This window comes from Lentzea sp. NPDC004782, from assembly GCF_040609115.1.
Lineage (GTDB): Bacteria > Actinomycetota > Actinomycetes > Mycobacteriales > Pseudonocardiaceae > Lentzea.
The window spans coordinates 123383-138421 of the sequence record NZ_JBEXJN010000026.1 but is presented as its reverse complement, the minus strand read 5'-3'; the positions used below and the strand labels follow the sequence as shown (position 1 = coordinate 138421).

General features: G+C 67.3%; 15 protein-coding genes and 2 pseudogenes. 3 read left to right on the top strand and 14 right to left on the bottom strand.

Features of this window, described 5'->3' with window-relative positions:
* Positions 1–112: 112 nt before the first annotated feature.
* From ABZV40_RS24550 to ABZV40_RS24510, 9 genes and pseudogenes are all read right to left on the bottom strand, one after another.
* A pseudogene (locus ABZV40_RS24550) lies at positions 113–310 on the bottom strand (glutathione S-transferase family protein); the annotation flags it as partial.
* Between the two features lie 65 nt (positions 311–375).
* A complete protein-coding gene (locus ABZV40_RS24545; protein ID WP_355445761.1) occupies positions 376–1701 on the bottom strand; it encodes a site-specific integrase in 1326 nt (441 codons plus the stop codon).
* Between the two features lie 93 nt (positions 1702–1794).
* Complete coding sequence (locus tag ABZV40_RS24540; RefSeq protein WP_355445758.1) at positions 1795–1995, bottom strand: helix-turn-helix domain-containing protein; 201 nt, start codon at positions 1993–1995, stop codon at positions 1795–1797.
* Between the two features lie 23 nt (positions 1996–2018).
* Positions 2019–3647: a replication initiator gene (locus tag ABZV40_RS24535; protein WP_355445755.1), complete on the bottom strand. Its 1629-nt coding sequence runs from the start codon at positions 3645–3647 to the stop codon at positions 2019–2021.
* Between the two features lie 98 nt (positions 3648–3745).
* Positions 3746–5227: a cell division protein FtsK gene (locus ABZV40_RS24530; RefSeq protein WP_355445752.1), complete on the bottom strand. Its 1482-nt coding sequence runs from the start codon at positions 5225–5227 to the stop codon at positions 3746–3748.
* A 323-nt stretch (positions 5228–5550) separates the two neighbouring features.
* A complete protein-coding gene (locus ABZV40_RS24525) occupies positions 5551–5841 on the bottom strand; it encodes a hypothetical protein (RefSeq protein ID WP_355445749.1) in 291 nt (96 codons plus the stop codon).
* A 23-nt stretch (positions 5842–5864) separates the two neighbouring features.
* Positions 5865–6446, bottom strand: a complete 582-nt coding sequence (locus ABZV40_RS24520; protein ID WP_355445746.1) for a hypothetical protein — start codon at positions 6444–6446, stop codon at positions 5865–5867.
* Positions 6447–6448: 2 nt separating this feature from the next.
* Positions 6449–6856 carry a hypothetical protein gene (locus ABZV40_RS24515; protein ID WP_355445743.1) on the bottom strand — a complete coding sequence of 136 codons (408 nt, stop codon included), beginning with the start codon at positions 6854–6856 and terminating at the stop codon, positions 6449–6451.
* A gap of 3 nt (positions 6857–6859) precedes the next feature.
* Positions 6860–7279, bottom strand: a complete 420-nt coding sequence (locus tag ABZV40_RS24510) for a hypothetical protein (protein ID WP_355445740.1) — start codon at positions 7277–7279, stop codon at positions 6860–6862.
* Between the two features lie 195 nt (positions 7280–7474).
* On the opposite strand from ABZV40_RS24510, the gene ABZV40_RS24505 reads away from it, so the two are divergent.
* Positions 7475–8359: a DUF5919 domain-containing protein gene (locus ABZV40_RS24505; RefSeq protein WP_355445737.1), complete on the top strand. Its 885-nt coding sequence runs from the start codon at positions 7475–7477 to the stop codon at positions 8357–8359.
* A complete protein-coding gene (locus tag ABZV40_RS24500) occupies positions 8359–9153 on the top strand; it encodes an inositol monophosphatase family protein (protein ID WP_355445734.1) in 795 nt (264 codons plus the stop codon). The genes ABZV40_RS24505 and ABZV40_RS24500 overlap by 1 nt, the downstream gene beginning before the upstream one ends.
* A gap of 861 nt (positions 9154–10014) precedes the next feature.
* Here the strand turns inward: ABZV40_RS24500 and ABZV40_RS24495 are convergent.
* Positions 10015–10689, bottom strand: a pseudogene (locus ABZV40_RS24495) (glutathione S-transferase C-terminal domain-containing protein); the annotation flags it as partial.
* A gap of 18 nt (positions 10690–10707) precedes the next feature.
* On the opposite strand from ABZV40_RS24495, the gene pip reads away from it, so the two are divergent.
* A complete protein-coding gene (pip, locus tag ABZV40_RS24490; RefSeq protein ID WP_355445732.1) occupies positions 10708–11649 on the top strand; it encodes a prolyl aminopeptidase in 942 nt (313 codons plus the stop codon).
* Here pip and ABZV40_RS24485 read toward each other — a convergent pair.
* The 4 genes from ABZV40_RS24485 to ABZV40_RS24470 all read right to left on the bottom strand — a co-directional run bounded on the left by ABZV40_RS24485 (position 11646) and on the right by ABZV40_RS24470 (position 15009).
* Positions 11646–12074 (bottom strand): RICIN domain-containing protein, encoded by a 429-nt coding sequence (locus tag ABZV40_RS24485; RefSeq protein WP_355445729.1) that lies wholly within the window; start codon positions 12072–12074, stop codon positions 11646–11648. The two genes, pip and ABZV40_RS24485, sit on opposite strands and share 4 nt — an antisense overlap.
* Positions 12075–12123: 49 nt before the next feature.
* Positions 12124–12885, bottom strand: coding sequence for a helical backbone metal receptor (locus ABZV40_RS24480; protein ID WP_355445726.1), 762 nt, complete (start codon positions 12883–12885; stop codon positions 12124–12126).
* Positions 12885–13550, bottom strand: coding sequence for an NADPH-dependent F420 reductase (gene npdG / locus ABZV40_RS24475; protein ID WP_355445723.1), 666 nt, complete (start codon positions 13548–13550; stop codon positions 12885–12887). Before npdG ends, ABZV40_RS24480 begins: the two co-directional genes overlap by 1 nt.
* A 61-nt stretch (positions 13551–13611) precedes the next feature.
* The gene (locus tag ABZV40_RS24470) at positions 13612–15009 is read right to left on the bottom strand and encodes an RNB domain-containing ribonuclease (RefSeq protein WP_355445779.1); all 1398 of its coding nucleotides are present in this window, start codon (positions 15007–15009) and stop codon (positions 13612–13614) included.
* Between the last annotated feature and the right edge of the window lie 30 nt (positions 15010–15039).

The window sequence follows — 15039 nt, the reverse complement described above, 5'->3', positions numbered from 1 at the left end:
CGCCCCCCGCCCCCCGCCCCCCCACCCCCCCCACCCCGGCCCTCCTGCCCGGCGGCCCCCCCCGGTCCCGCGCGGGCCCCGGCCCCCCCCCCGCGTTCCCACGAAGCGGGGGCTAGCGGGTCCAGGCTTCCGGGTCTGGGCCTGCGGGCACTATGCCGGTCGGGTTGATCTGATGGTGCGTCACGTAGTAGTGGCGCTTGATGTGGTCCCAGCTCACGGTGTCTGCGAAGAGGCCGTAGAGGCGTTTTGCGTAGGCCCACAGGTTCGGCATCTCGGTCAGCTTGTTCCGGTTGCACTTGAAGTGGTTGTGACGACCGATCGGCCCCTACCAGGGAAAACGGGCTCAATTGATCTTGTTTTCCGGTCTCAGGCCGTCTACAGGCCGTGAACCGTGGCAAGACCGTCGCCGGGCTCGTCTGTGACCTCGGTCGCGGTGTCGCTCGCTTCGGTCCGAGGCTTGAACAGGTGATCGATTGCGAGGCGTGCACGGTCGTAGGAGTCGGGCATGAGGTGGGCGTAGACGCGCAGGGTGAACGCCTCGGAGGAGTGGCCGAGGAACGCGGCGAGTTCCTTGATGTTCACGCCCTGGGCGAGCATGTGGCTTGCGAACAGGTGCCGTAGTGCGTGCATGCCGTCTTGGCCCTCGGTGTAGTCAAGACCCGCCTTGGTGAAGGTAGGACGCCAGATCACGTTGTTGAATGCTTGTCGCGTGTACAACTCACCGTGCGCGTTGACCATGAGCAGCCGCACGGTCTCGGACTTGCGTGAGTCGTCCTCTGCCCAGGGGAGCGTGATCGTCACGGGCGGAAAGTTCTCGGCATAGTCGTCGAGGTCTGCGAGCACACCACGTCCGAGCGGTACGACGCGGGTCTTGTGCCCCTTGGGAAGCTTGAACTTCAGCTTCCCGCGCACGGTGACGACCTGGCGGTTGACGTGGTACATCATCCGGCCGCGATCGACGTCGTCAAGGGTGAACGCGAAGATCTCGCCTTGCCGCAGTCCCAGGCCAGCCCCCAGCACCGTGACGGGCTTGTGGCGCTCGGGTAGCGCCAGGCCGACCGAGCGCAGTCGGGCATCCGGCCACACCTTGACCTTCTTCGCGACCGGTTTGGGACGGCTGATGGACCTGTCCTTGCAGGGGTTGACCTTGATCCGCCCCTCGGACACGGCGACATCGAGGATGGAAGACACGGTGTTGAAGATCTGTGCGCGGTAGGACGCGGCCGGAATCTTCGGACTTCCTTTAACTTCAACACGTTCGGTCATCCACCCCAGCCACTCTCGTATCAGGTCGGTGTTGAACGAGGAGAGCCGTTTGTCTCCCATGAACGGGAAGACATGATGCTTGAGTTGGTTATCCGTGTTCCGCACGGAGGAATCCCCTTGAGAGCGTCCCTTGAGGACTTTCGCGGCGAAGTCGCGGAACAGGACCTTGCCCGCGTCCGGGTCGGTGAACACACCAGCCAGGACGTCGTGTTGCATCGAGAGCAGGAACGCGTCCGCCTTGCCCTTCTGCTTGTCCGGGAAGCTCTTGTTGCGTTCCTTGCTCGCGTCGTCGTAGTAGTGGACCTTGTAGCGCATTCCCTTGCCGTGCTCGGGTGTCGGCTCCTTCAGTGGCTTGCCGTTGCGGCCGACCATGATGTTTCCGGTGACCGGGTCGATCTTGTTGCGGTACCAACGGTCTTGTACGTGACCCGCCATAGGTGTGGTGTCCTTCCTGGTAGATGAGTTGCTGAAAGAACGGACCAGCCGGGCAGGCCGGAAGGAACGTGCCCGGCTGGTCGGGTGTTGGAGCTATGCCGCTGTCTGGCCGTCGAGCCAGTCGCGGACGTCGTCCGGGCGGTAGCGGACGTGCTTGCCGATCCGGACGAACGCAGGTCCCACGCTGCGATAGCGCCAGTCGGTCAGCGTCTTCTCGGGGATGCCGAGGAACTCGGCCAGAACGGCCGGCGTCCAGAGGCATTCCACGGTGACAAATCGCGGTCGATCACTCATCAGATCCCCCCTTCCGTCGCTGGTCAGGCCGCCTCCCGATGAGTTGCTGAAAGATTCAGCGCCTCATCGGGTGCGGGCCGAGGTAGGACAGCGAGGACGGCTTGGGCCTGGTCGTACTCGGCCCGCCACTTGAGCCGCTGAGCGATCATCTGCATCAGCAGCTCTGCCCGACTGGGAGCGTGTGGATCACCCGCCCGGACCGGAGCCCACATCAACCGCGTGCGGTCCGTGCTCTCTGGCTTGGCGATCCCGGCAGCGGCCAGCGCCTCCTTCACGAACGCCGCCCGGTCGGACTTGTGTTCGGCGAGGGTCTTCCCCGACCAGCGCCGCGACACCAGCACCCGCCGCCCCGGCAACCCGAGAGTGTCCCGGCGGTGAGCCTTCGATCGGCAGCGGCCCGGAGTCATCCGGGAGTGCGTGCCCTTGGGCGCGATGCCGTAGAGCAGCCACACCGCGCACCGCTCCGAGCACGGTGTGATGGCGAGCTCGGCCGCCAGGCGGTCCGCGTGCTCACTCACTCGCTGCGACTCGTCGACCGCGACGACTTCGGAGATCGACTTGACCAGGTACTTGGTCAGGTAGCCGATGTGCCGTCCAGCTTCCTCGGTGCCGCCGAGGATGCCCTTGGAGTGCACCTGTCCGCCGAACTCGACCACGTGCGCCGGAGTGTCCAGATCGGCCACCGCGTCCGCCCACGAGGTCAGCGGAACGTTGGTGTCCGGGTCCACGAAACCCCTGGCGCGCATGTCCCACACCGGCAACCTGTCGCCGCCGTACTTGATCTCATCGTGGTTGGGCCACCACACCTGGAGGTAGGTCGCCGCCGTCACCTGACGCACCACCGCGTGCGGGATCGAGCCCCTGACGGCGAAGTGGGCGTGCGGAGTGATGCGCTTCTGCGGCTCGACCGTGCCGAAGTACTGCACGTCCCAGCCCACGACCCGACGCAGGTTCTGCCACCACCGGTCCACCAGCGACGCGAAGTGCACCGCGTCCCGAGCAGCACGGCGGTAGTCGTACGTGCTCGGGTCCATAGGAGTGCCGTCCGCGCGCACCTTGCCGTAGGAGTCCAGCGTGACCGTGACGAACGTCGAGGGCCGGTACTTGCCCGCGAACTCCCGCCCCACCGTGGTCTTGGCGACCTTGCGACGAGGCAGATTGGGCGCATCCTGCCGACGACGAGTCGAGCGAATCGGAGCAGACGTGGCCGGCCGATCCACCGAGGGAAGGTTCCCGCGGACTCCCTCCCGCCGCAGGTCGGAGTCCGCCTCCCGAATGGCCTCGCGCAGATCCTCGACCTGTGCCGCGTTCTGCTCACGCTGCGCCTGGCGGTACTCGGCCGTCAGGTCAGCCCGGTACGTCACCAGCTCGACCTGATCCTTCGTGGCGGTCTCCCGCTCCGCCACGGGCTCCTGGTCGAGGTGCCAGCCCTCCCGGCACTGCGCCATCCGCGCACGCCGGTTGCGGTCCGCGCACGCCGGGCACTTGCTCGCAATGGTCGAGTTGCACCGCACGCCGACCATGCGAACCTCACCGGTGTCGAGATCCACGACCTCCCGCAACACCGGACGCACGCACACCCCGTGCTGCTCTGCCGCCGCCTTGACCACGTCGAGGGTGAGCGGCATCCGGGCACGCTCCGCCGAGGTCATTCCGGCAAAGTCAGCGGTGACGGCAGGAACAAACCCAGGCCCAGCAACAGTTTCCACACAGTCCACTGTGGTCGTCATCACCTCCTTCAGGTCGTTGGTCATGCCGCAGCACCTCCACTCACATCGCCGCCGTCGCGAGTGATCGGGAACTCGTGCACCGTGGCTTCGGTGATCCCGAAGAACATGGCCAGCTCGACCAAGTCCGCGTCGGTGATGTAGAAGGCCCGCGCTCGTTCGGGCATGCCATGCCCATCGGTCTTCACCCACGCCACACCGGGCGTGTTCTCACTGATCTCGTGAGCCGCCGCGCCCCGAGCCCGCGCACCCTCACCCAGCACCATGTCCACCTGAGGGGCCTCATCGAGCCGGAGCGCGATCTTCGTGCCGAACAGATGCCGGAACGCCACCACCTCCTTACGCGGGTCCTGCACCAGTCCCAGCACCGCGTAACCGGGCGCACGACCCTGTGACGTGATGGTGGAGATGGCCCGCACCGCACGTTCCCTCAGATTGCGATCCGGTTGGTAGGCAACGAGATCCGCCAACTCATCGATGATCAGCAGCGTGAACGGCTCACCGCTGCGACGCGCCCAGATCCGGCGCACACCCCGGTAGCGCGAGGCCCGTTCCTTGACCTCCGCCGCGATCTCTTCGAGCAGCTCGACCGCAGCCGCGCCGTTGTCGAACACGAGGCGCGAGAACGCTTCCTCGCACTGCCCGAGTTCCATGCCTCCCTTGGGATCGATGCCGACGAGACGAACGGCGCCCGCGCGGATGGCCGGGGCGAGGTGCCACACGATCGACCACAGCACCGAGGCCTTACCCGCGCCCTGCACACCGACCCCGAGGACCTGGTTGCCGAGAAGCTTGAGCCGCCAGGCCTTCCCGGTCTCCAGAACACCGATCACGACGCGCTTGAGGTCCACCGCGTCCGCGTCGTTGCACAACGGTGGCACCGGCACCGGACGGGCCAGCGGATCGGCGTGCACGAAGTCGAGTTCCAGCATCCGGGGCTTGAGCACCCGCACCCGGCACGACCGTGCCCCGAACGAGTGCGCCAGGCCAGCACGGCGCAGCTCCCATTCCTCGTGCGACTGAGCCGGAATCATGCGTACCCGGACCCGGTCCCGCCAGCCGTCCGAACGAACCCGCCGCAGCTTCGGCAGGTACTCGCGACCGCGCCACTCCTTGGCCAGCTCCGCCAGGCGCACCGTGGTCTTCCAGCGCGGCACGTACACCGAGGCGCACCGCCACTCCGTCACCAACCGCAGCCACACCTGACGCGAGAACGACCCACGCGACAGGCCCCACCAGATCACCAGCGCCGCCACAACCGCGAGCAGCACCAGGACCAGCGGACCCCAGCCCAAACGCCACCAGCACAACAGCAGCAACGCCGGAGTCAGCGTCACCACCGGGTACCGCACGACCATGAGTGCCAGGCGGACGCCGCCGGCCACCAGCAGCCACACCAGCGCCACCAGCGCCGCGATCCACTTCAGCTTGCCGGGAACCAGCGCCCACCACGGCACACGCGGACGCACACCCTCGAACGGAGCCGGATCAACCCACCTACCCATCAGGCCTCACCCCCACACATCAGAGAGCGTGAGGACATCCACACCACCGGGCTAACGGCTCGGCTTGACGCCGCACCCGTACACACAGATACCATTGACACGACTGGAAATCCTTTGTGTAGCAACAGAGACGACAAGAAAGACCAGTCAGTTCGTCGCCACGGGAACAGACCACAGCCCGCCAAGACTTCGGCTGTTCCCCTGGCGACCACCAACCGGCCGCACACCCACTTTTCAGTTGTCTACCAAGGGCATGCGTCACCAGCACGCGACCCACAGTCACGCGCCGACGACGCAACCCCTTACCTCACAAGGCCTTCCGGTCAGGCCCGATCAACCTCCGCGCCCTGGTCCAAGCCCTTTAGCCCTGACGGCTCCGGTTCCTCGGTGAAGTTCCTGAGCACGTCCGCCTCGGCCAGGTACAGCCGCCCAAGATCCATGAGCAGTACGCCGAGTTCCTGAAAGTGCCTCACCCGGTCCGGGTCCAGACCGCACACGCGCGCGATGTGCTGCGCGAGCACCTCACCGAAGTGAGGATGAGTCTTCTCGATCTCACGCGACAACCGCACCAGCGAGACGCGCAGCAGCTCCTCAGTCAGAATTTCCGCAGCCACGGCAACTCCTCTCCATTGTTGACTTACAGAAACTCCCGTATGTGAGACTTGGCCTCCGGATTCAATCTAAACTCATACAGTGGCAGCCCAGGCTTGTCTGAGTCCGTCAATCTGCGTACGACGTACCCGTTGTCAAAAAGCTCCATCATGTGCTTTCGGACGGTGCCCGTGGAGCCGCTCTGCATCTTGAGGGCAATCGCTCTTATTGTGAACCATTTCGCGGGTTTCGCGCAGACGATCGAAAGCTCACTCTTAAGCTTTCCGACACCGCTACGCAGCGGGGTAAAATTACGTCGTTCAATCTCTGGCGGCGACTTCGCGGCCAAAAATGCGAGAACAAGATTCTCGGTGCCACACGCAAGCAGCCAGCGATCGGTTTCACCAGGTTCACTCCTGGAGATCATCGCGACAATTCCGCGCTTCCGAAGCGCCCGAAGTGCGTACCAGACCGAAGCAATGTTCCGGTCAGGCCCACCAGTGATCAGCTGAGTCGCCGTCAACGCGTCTGACGACGCCGCCAGCCGGGTGAGGATATGCAGCTTCAGTGCAAGCCCTTGAGGGGGAAGGCTGGCCAATGCGAAATGAATATCGTCACTCATCTGCACCGCTACTCCGGCTCACGTTGCGGCAGCGCGTTGTCCGGCACACGGTGGTGCCGCCGCTGGTGCAACAACTCCGAGCGCTCCTCGTCCGTCATCGACAGCCACGCGTTTCCCGCCTCGTCCATCTGAGCCGTCGTCGCGAAATGCCCCGCAGGACGCAACAGCTGTTCGCGTGACTCCGCCTGGTGATCGAACATCTCAGCGGCGTGCAACGCGGCCGCCTTCGCCCACCACGGCGTCTCCGGGTGCCCGGCGAGCTGACGCCAGCACCGCGCCACCTGCCGATAGGCGGGCGCGATCCGAGCGACGGCGTCCGGATCATCAACAGCCGCGTAGCGGTTCGCCTCATCAGCCGCAGTGAACCGCTGGTAGGCCTTCTGCCACTGCTCACCCAGCACCTTGAGGTCTGCCACGGCTTACGCCGCCTTGGACGCTTCAGGCGTGCCGCTACCCTGCTTCGGCGCGCGACCCGGCGTCGGCGGAGCCAGCATCTCCTCCGCCCACACCGTGTAGCTCACCCAGCCATCCCGCACGTACGGCGTGACCTTCAGGCCGCGGAACACCGCCGGGCGGAAGGGCGTACCCGCCAGCGCTTCCGGCGGGACGGGCTGGTACTCCGAAGCGATCTTCACCACCGCACCGGTGTTCTTGCCCTTCGCGGACGGGTCCGTGCCCTGCACCGTCCACACCGGAAGACCCGTCAGCTTGTCCACGGCCGGACGAGGCTGCTTGCCCTCCGAGTACTCCGTCGCCCGCTCCACGCTCAACACGAAGAACCCCTGCGGGAACAACTCATCGAACGTGATCGGGAACCGATGGCCAGCGGGGATACCCACTTGGTTCTCCTTCTGTCGGGCCGCTCGCTCGCGGCGCACTGCTGTTTCTGGAACGTGCCTAACCAGATTCGGCGCCGATTCGTCCCGTCCGCGTTCCGTCCCTGTCTCTTCTGACGCGCGGCGTACTCAGACAGTCTCGTCTTGGTCTCGTCTTCGTGGTACCGTCGTCCCGTCTCGCGCCACGGGGAGAGGTTCATGCCGACCGAATCGACGCTGTTGAGAGTGCTGTTGAGGCAGCGGCACATGCAGGGTTACCTGACGTTCCGCAAGGAGTACGACCGCGTCGCGAGGCAGCTTGACGGCGATCTTGTCGGCAAGTGGCCGAGCAAGGCACAGTTCTACCGGTGGACGTCCGGCGACCTGCTGGGCCTGCCGTATGCGGACCATTGCCGCGTCCTGGAGAAAATGTTTCCGGGCTGGACCGCACAGCAGCTTTTCGCGCCCCACGAGGGCGACGGCGATAGCCTCGTGACCCCGCCACAGCGCACCACCAGCACCGCCCCCGCTCCGCGCCCGGTGCAGCTACCCCAGCAAGCCAGGCTTGCCGACATCACCGCCGCCTACGCGACCCGAACCGAGTTCCTGCACAACGTCACTCCGCGAACGTTGTTCGACGGTGCGAAGCAGATCAGCATGGCTGGGTTGTCGCTCAACATGTTGTGCCAGCAGTACTCGGACAAGAGTCTGCTGGACGCGGTCGAGGAGGGGACGATCATCCGGGCGTTGTTCCTTGACCCGAACGGGACCTACAGTGCCGCGCGTGAGCGCGAAGAGGGGTTGCCCGAGGGACACCTCAGCATGCTCACGCGGTTGAACATCGAGGCTCTCAGCCGTCTCCGCTCGAAGATGTCACCAAGCGCCAAGGGCTCGCTTGCCATCCGCGTCTATGACGAGCCGATCCGCTACAACATCACGATCGTTGACCAGTTCAAGTGCATCGTGCAGCCGTACCTGCCGGACGCACGAGGCGTCGAATCGCCCACCCTCGTCATTGAAAACGACGAGACCACGCCCGGTCTCTACACGACGTTCGCCCAAGTCTTCGAGTCCATGTGGGACCGCGCACGGGAGGTTTCTTGATGCACCAGCTCGACCACCTGGCGGACGTGGCCAAGAACGCCGTCCGCATCGGCCACGAGCTGATCAAGACCACTCGTCCGCACACCGTCACCGAGAAGACCGACCGCGACACCTACACAGAGGTGGACGTCAGGATTGAGCGGGAGATCCGCGCCTATCTCGCCGAGGCGACACCTGACATCAGCTTCGTTGGCGAAGAAGAGGGACCCAGCGACGCAGCCGCCGACAGCGCCTACGTGTGGGGGCTCGACCCGATCGACGGCACGTCCAACTTCGTACACGGAGTGCCGCTGAGCGCGGTTTCCCTCGCGTTGGTGCAGGGTGATCGCACCGTGGTCGCCGCAATCTCGTTGCCTTACTTGGAACTTCACTACTCCGCCGTTCTCGGCAACGGCGCGTTCGTCAACGGCAAGAGGCTCGAAACGAGCAAGACGACCGAGCTGTCCAAGTCCATTGTGGCCATTGGTGACTACGCCCTGGGTGAGGGCTCGGCCGAGAAGAACAGCCAGCGAATCGCGCTCACAGCCGCACTCGCGGAGCGAGTCGAGCGTGTCCGCATGTTCGGGTCCGCAGCCCATGACTTTGTCTGGCTGGCCGAAGGTCGCATTGATGGGGCCATCGTCCTGTCGAACAAGGAACTGGACCTAGCCGCAGGCATTCTCATCGCTCGCGAGGCCGGGGCCGTCGTGATGGACAGCTCAGGCGCCCAGCACACGCGCGCATCCAAGCACACTGTTGCCGCCGCACCCGGTATCGCAGACGAACTTCTGTCGCTGGTCCAGTCCGCCGTCTGAGTCACGGTCGCGATGCACTGCTGAATTCGGCTTTATGGGATCAAGGCGCGCCGCCACTGGCGGCGCGCGGGCGGCCGTCTCGCGCTGACACCGCCCACCGTTGCGCCCGCTCCCCGCATCGGGACACGCCGGGCTCCCGCTCCGCTCCGCCCGTCGGCCCCGCGCGGGAGCGCGCGCAGGTGGCCAAGTCCGCGCGCCGCCACCAGCGGTCAACCATGCCGGCAACTTCGCCGCCAAAAGCAACAGACCTCACTGCGGACTTGAGCTGCAAACGTGCAGCTCACGCACTGTCTACTCCCACGGAGGCCAGATCCTTTAACACTGTGCCGCCGGTATCAAGGGCGCCTTCGGCGTCGCTACGCGATGGGCCAAGGCCCACCCTTGACACCGACGACACAGCGCTAACTGCGGCAAGGGCCGTGGAAGCGGGGGCGAGCAGCCACCGCCCCACTCAAGCCGAGGACCTCGACCGCAGGAGCGCTGACCATGAAGAACCGCCACCAGGCCCAGCCCGGACAGCTCGCCATGTGGGGCGTCTACGAGCTGGAGGCCCAGGCCGTCGCCGCGTGCAGCCGCCCGGCAGCCAAGTCCGCACCCGTTGCCGTCCCAGTTGCCGAGGTCATGCCGATCTTCAAAGCTCCCGTGACCATGATCGTCTTTCGGTCGCCGTGCACGCAAAACGGCCCCTCGATCCCCACTCAGCGCGGAGGTCGAGGAGCCGTCCATGATCAACTCTCAGGCCGTCGACAGGCCGTCACACGTCCAAAAGCGACCGGATGCAACCGGACCCAACGAGAACAAACCAGCAGGTCAGAGTACCTGCCAGCCTTCCTCGCGCCTGGCAGCACCCGTCAGGCGTCACTTGAAGTGGTTGTGGTAGACCGCGTCGAACCGGACGAGCGTGGTCCACAGCCGGATGTCCACCTCGGTGAGCTGGTCGCCGACGAGGTACTCGTGCCTGCCGAGGTGGGCCTCGATGCGGTCGAGCTCGGCGAACAGGGCGGTGTACGCCTGCTCGTAGGCCTCCTGTGACGTGGCGAAACCGGCCTTGTACACGCCGTTGTTGACGTGGTGGAAGATCGGCTCGATCCAGGCGTCGATCTCGTCGCGCAGGTGCTCCGGGTAGAGAGTGCTCTCCGGGCGCCAGCGCAGGCTGAAGTCCAGCGTGAGCTGCGGGTAGTCGTTGGTCACGACCTCACCGGTGGTCGTGTCGACGAGGGCGGGGACGGTGACCCGGCCGTCGTAGTCCGGGTCGGCCTTGAGGTAGGCCTCGCTCAGGAAGTCGATGTGCAGGACCGGGTCGGTCTCCGGGAACCGCCAGCCGCGTTCGTCCCGGATCGGGTCGACGACCGCCAGGGAGATGGCGTCTTCGAGGCCGAGCAGCTTGCGGACGATGATCGCGCGGTGCGCCCACGGGCAGGCGAGGCTGACGACGAGCCGGTAGCGGCCCGGTTCCGGCTCCGGGCGGGCGGTGAAGCGGTTGGGCTGCCGGACGAACGCTCCTGTGGTGCTGGTCTCCTTCGTGAACTGCGCCATGTGCTCGACGATAGGCGCATGTACCCGGAGATCGAGCCCCACGCGTCAGGTCACCTGGACACCGGTGACGGCAACCTCGTGTACTGGGAGGAGTGCGGCAACCCGTCCGGCAAGCCGGTCGTGTTCCTGCACGGAGGGCCCGGTGGCGGCTGCTCGCCGTCGCACCGCCGCCTGTTCGACCCGTCCGCGTACCGGATCATCCTGTTCGACCAGCGCGGGTGCGGACGGTCGCTGCCGCACGCGGCGGTGTCGGGCGACCTCTCGTTGAACACGACGTGGCACCTCGTCGCGGACATGGAGCTGTTGCGGGAGTCGCTCGGTGTCTCGCGGTGGCAGGTGTTCGGCGGCTCATGGGGCTCGACGCTCGCCCTGGCGTACGCCGAGAAGCACCCTTCGCGCGTTTCGGAACTGGTGCTGCGCGGGATCTTCACGCTGCGGGCGTCCGAAGTGGACTGGTACTACCGCGGCGGGGCGGCGCACCTCTTCCCCGACCTGTGGGAGAGGTTCCTGGAACCGATCGCGGGCCTGTCCGGTGACCCCGTCGAGCTGTACGCGAAGCTGCTCGCCGACCCGGATCCCGCGGTGCACGGACCGGCGGCGGTCGCGTGGAGCACCTGGGAGGGCGCGACGGTCACGTTGCTGCCCCGGCCGGAACTGGTCGCGGAGTTCGCCGAACCCGCGTACGCGCTGGCGTTCGCCCGGATCGAGAACCACTACTTCGTCAACAACGGGTGGCTCGAGGAGGGGCAGCTGATCCGGGACGCCTCCCGGCTGGCGGGCATCCCCGGCGTGATCGTGCAGGGGCGGTACGACGTCGCGACGCCCGCGGTGTCGGCGTGGGACCTGCACAGGGCCTGGCCGGGGTCGGAACTGGTGCTGGTGCCGGACGCCGGGCACGCCTACGACGAGCCCGGCGTCCTGGCCGCGCTGCTGGCAGCGACGGACCGGTTCCGCGACTAACGCAGACCGGCCCAGCGTGCGCTCGACGAGGTGCAGGCCGCCACGGTGACCTGCGCGGTCAGGCACTTGCCGGAGGCGGCGTTGCGGAACTGGAACGTGCTGCCCGTGGCCGGGACGCGGTGCCAGCGCTGGGTGTTGCTCGCTCCGCACGTCGCGCCCAGGACGTCACCGGTGCTGGTGGCGGCGAGGCACTTGTCGGTGGCGATGTTGTGCGGCCAGTCGACGTTGTCGATGATCGGCACGATCCAGCGCTGCTGGTCGGCCGCCCGGTTGCAGGGCTGCAGGACCACGTTGGTGCCGGTGTCGGCGAGACAGCGGCTGGTGCCGGACAGCTGGTACTGGACGACCGGTTCGGCCGACGCCGGGACGGCGGTCAGGGTCGTCACGGCGGCGGCGGTCGCGATGATCGCGGCTAGTTTCCCCATGGCGGAGATCCTGGCAGCGCACCGGATTCCGCGAATCCACCTGTGGTTGTCAACCCTGGCCGTAGTCGAGAGCGCGTTCGAGACTCGCGCGCGCCTGGACCAGAGAGGGGCCGTACCAGGTCAGGTGACGACCGTTGACCAGCGCATATGGCAGACCGGGGAAGCTTTCCGGGCCGTCTTCGTGGGTGAACGCGTACGGCTCGTCGGGCAGGATCACCAGGTCGGGGCGTCGCGCGTTCAGCTCTTCCAGCGACGGACGCGGGTAGCGCTCCTCGTGGGAGGCGTAGACGTTCTCGATTCCCAGGCGCCGCAACACATCGGTGGCGAAGGTATCGCGGCCGACGACGACCCACGGGCGGCGCCAGACCGGGATCAGCGCGGTCAGCTTCGTCGGTTTCGCGTGACGCCAGAGGTCTTCCGCCCGGGTCAGCCAGGCCGGTTCGAGGTCCCACGCGGTGGCGAAGAGCCGGCGCAACGAGCCGAGCGCGTGCGGCACCGTCGCGGGCGCCTCGGTGCCCCAGACCTGGATGCCGTTGGCGCGCAACCGGTCCACGTCCTCGGCGCGGTTCTCCTCGGAGTTCACGATGACGAGGTCGGGGTGCAGTGCCAGCACGCGGTCGACGTCCGGGTACTTGGAGCCGCCGACGCGTTGAACGTCCAAAGAGGACGGATGGGTGCAGTAGTCCGTGGCGCCCACGAGGGCACCAGGAACGCTGACCGCGACAGCCTCGGTGATGGAGGGAACCAGACTGACCACGCGGGTGGGCCGGTCGAGCACCACAGGCTCACCGAGGTCGTCGACGGGCAGCATCAGACTCCCGTGATCTTCAGGCCGGCGTGGGTCTTGTAGCGGCGGTTGATCGCGATGAGGTTCGCGGTGAACGCCTCGATCTGGTGGGCGTTGCGCAGCCGGCCGCCGTAGACGCCGCGGAAGCCCGGCACCAGCTCGGCCAGCGCGCGCACGGTGTCGGTGGCCTCGCGGTCGTCGCCGAGGACCAGGACGTCCATGTCCACTTCGGACACCGACAGGTCGGCCAGCAGCACGGCCGACACGTGGTGGAACGCGGCGGTGACGCGCGACTCCGGCAGCAGCAGTTCGGCCTGCTGGGCGGCGCTGCCCTCGGTGACGGGAAGGGCGAACGGGCCCTGCTTGTCGAAGCCGAGCGGGTTCACGCAGTCGATGACGATCTTGCCGGCCAGCTGGTCGCGCAACGACGCGAGCAGGTCGCCGTGGCCGTCCCACGGAACGGCGACCAGCACGATGTCGGAGTCGGCCGCGCAGTCGGAGTTGTCCGCGCCCCGCACGTCGCCGCCGGCGACCTCGACGATCTCCTTGGCCGCCAGCTCGGCCCGCTCGGCGCTGCGGGAGCCGATGATCACCTTGAGGCCCGCCTTGGCCCAGCGGATCGCGAGGCCCTTGCCCTGGGCTCCGGTGCCGCCCAGAACGCCGACGGTGAGGTCACGAATGTCTGTCACCCGTGCATCTTCACACGCCCGGCCCGCCGCGGGCCGGGCAACGTGACCTTGGGCTCGATGCTCAGACCGCCTGGAACCGAACGAGCCGCCGCTGGGGGTCCGCTTCCTCCAGCCGGACCCGGATCCGCTCGCCTTCCGGCAGCCGGGCGCCCTCGCACTTCGCGATCACCGGCGGCGCCGACACGAACACGTCCGCCTCGCGGTCCCCGGACCGCAGCACCACGGCCTCGAACTCCTGCCCGACGCGCCCGGCGAGCACCCAGGCCTCGACCTGGTCCAGCGCGGCCCGTTCCACCTTCGCGGCCAGCGAGTCCGACGCCTCCATCAGCGCCGGCAGCTGCGGCAACGCCTCGGCGAGCCACTCCGGCAGGTCCTGGCCGGCCGTGACCGCCAGGCACACCTCGGAGCCGAACCGGTCTACCAGGCGCCGCAACGGTGCGGTCACGTGTGCGTACGGCGCCGCCACGCCCGCATGGGTCGTCACGTCGGGAACCGAACCGTTGAACGCCGAGTAGCCCGCGCCGCGCAGCAGGCTGGTGGCGTCGGTGAACAGCGCCAACGACTCGGGCTTCGCGGCGTCCAGTCCGGCCAGGAACGCGCCCGGTGAGAGATCGGCCGGCCACGGCACCTTGAGCGCGGCCGCGGACCTGCGCAGGGCCTTCACGGCGTCGGCGTCCGGGTCGGGCAACGTCCGCAGGACGCCCGCACGGGCCTCCAGCATGATCGCCGCCGCCGCCATCCCGGTCATCAGCGAGATCTCGGCGTTCCACGCGTCCACGAGCGCCCGCGGCCGGGTGACGAGCTTCCAGCCGTCACCGTTGGACTCGATCTCCTGCTCCGGCAGCTGCAGCTCGATGGCCCCGCGCTCACGGGCCAGCGCCCGCCGCAACGGCCCGAACTCGGCCAGTGCCGCGATGGAGGGGTGCGGATCACCCGTGTCGAACGTCTCCTGCACCGAGGCGTAGTCGAACTGGGCCTGCGACCGCACCAGCGCCCGCCGCACCTCGACGCCGGTGGGCACGCCGCCGGCCGAGCAGGTGAACGTCCACAGGACAGCGGGCCGGACCACGCCGGGCAGCAACGACGCCGCACCCTCGGACAGCGCGGTCGGGTGCAGCGGCACGTTGCCGTCGGGCAGGTAGATCGTCTGCCCGCGGTGACGGACCTCGGTGTCCAGCGCACCGCCCGGAGTCACGAAGGCACCCAGGTCGGCGATCGCGTAGTGCACGACGAAGCCGGTGGCCGTCCGCTCCAGGCACAACGCCTGGTCCAGGTCCTTCGCGCCGGGCGGGTCGATCGTCACCAGCGGGATCGAGGTGAGGTCGGGGCGGTCGCCGAACGAGCGGGAAGCCGCCGCCTCGGCCTCGGCGAGCACTGCCGTCGGAAACGACGACGGCAGGCCGAACTCGGTCCGAATTCCGTCAAAAGCCAGGTCAGCACGACCAGTGCGGATCACCATCGAAGCCACGCCGCACAGACTAGGCGCCCG

Bases quoted from the DNA above. Each gene is read 5' to 3' on its own strand.
- ABZV40_RS24480 (WP_355445726.1), bottom strand. From the start codon at position 12,885: ATGCTGCCCGTCGACGACCTCGGTGAGCCTGTGGTGCTCGACCGGCCC.
- ABZV40_RS24540 (WP_355445758.1), bottom strand. From the start codon at position 1,995: ATGAGTGATCGACCGCGATTTGTCACCGTGGAATGCCTCTGGACGCCG.
- ABZV40_RS24535 (WP_355445755.1), bottom strand. From the start codon at position 3,647: ATGACCTCGGCGGAGCGTGCCCGGATGCCGCTCACCCTCGACGTGGTC.
- ABZV40_RS24500 (WP_355445734.1), top strand. From the start codon at position 8,359: ATGCACCAGCTCGACCACCTGGCGGACGTGGCCAAGAACGCCGTCCGC.
- ABZV40_RS24470 (WP_355445779.1), bottom strand. From the start codon at position 15,009: ATGGTGATCCGCACTGGTCGTGCTGACCTGGCTTTTGACGGAATTCGG.
- pip (WP_355445732.1), top strand. From the start codon at position 10,708: ATGTACCCGGAGATCGAGCCCCACGCGTCAGGTCACCTGGACACCGGT.
- ABZV40_RS24530 (WP_355445752.1), bottom strand. From the start codon at position 5,227: ATGGGTAGGTGGGTTGATCCGGCTCCGTTCGAGGGTGTGCGTCCGCGT.
- ABZV40_RS24485 (WP_355445729.1), bottom strand. From the start codon at position 12,074: ATGGGGAAACTAGCCGCGATCATCGCGACCGCCGCCGCCGTGACGACC.
- ABZV40_RS24545 (WP_355445761.1), bottom strand. From the start codon at position 1,701: ATGGCGGGTCACGTACAAGACCGTTGGTACCGCAACAAGATCGACCCG.
- ABZV40_RS24505 (WP_355445737.1), top strand. From the start codon at position 7,475: ATGCCGACCGAATCGACGCTGTTGAGAGTGCTGTTGAGGCAGCGGCAC.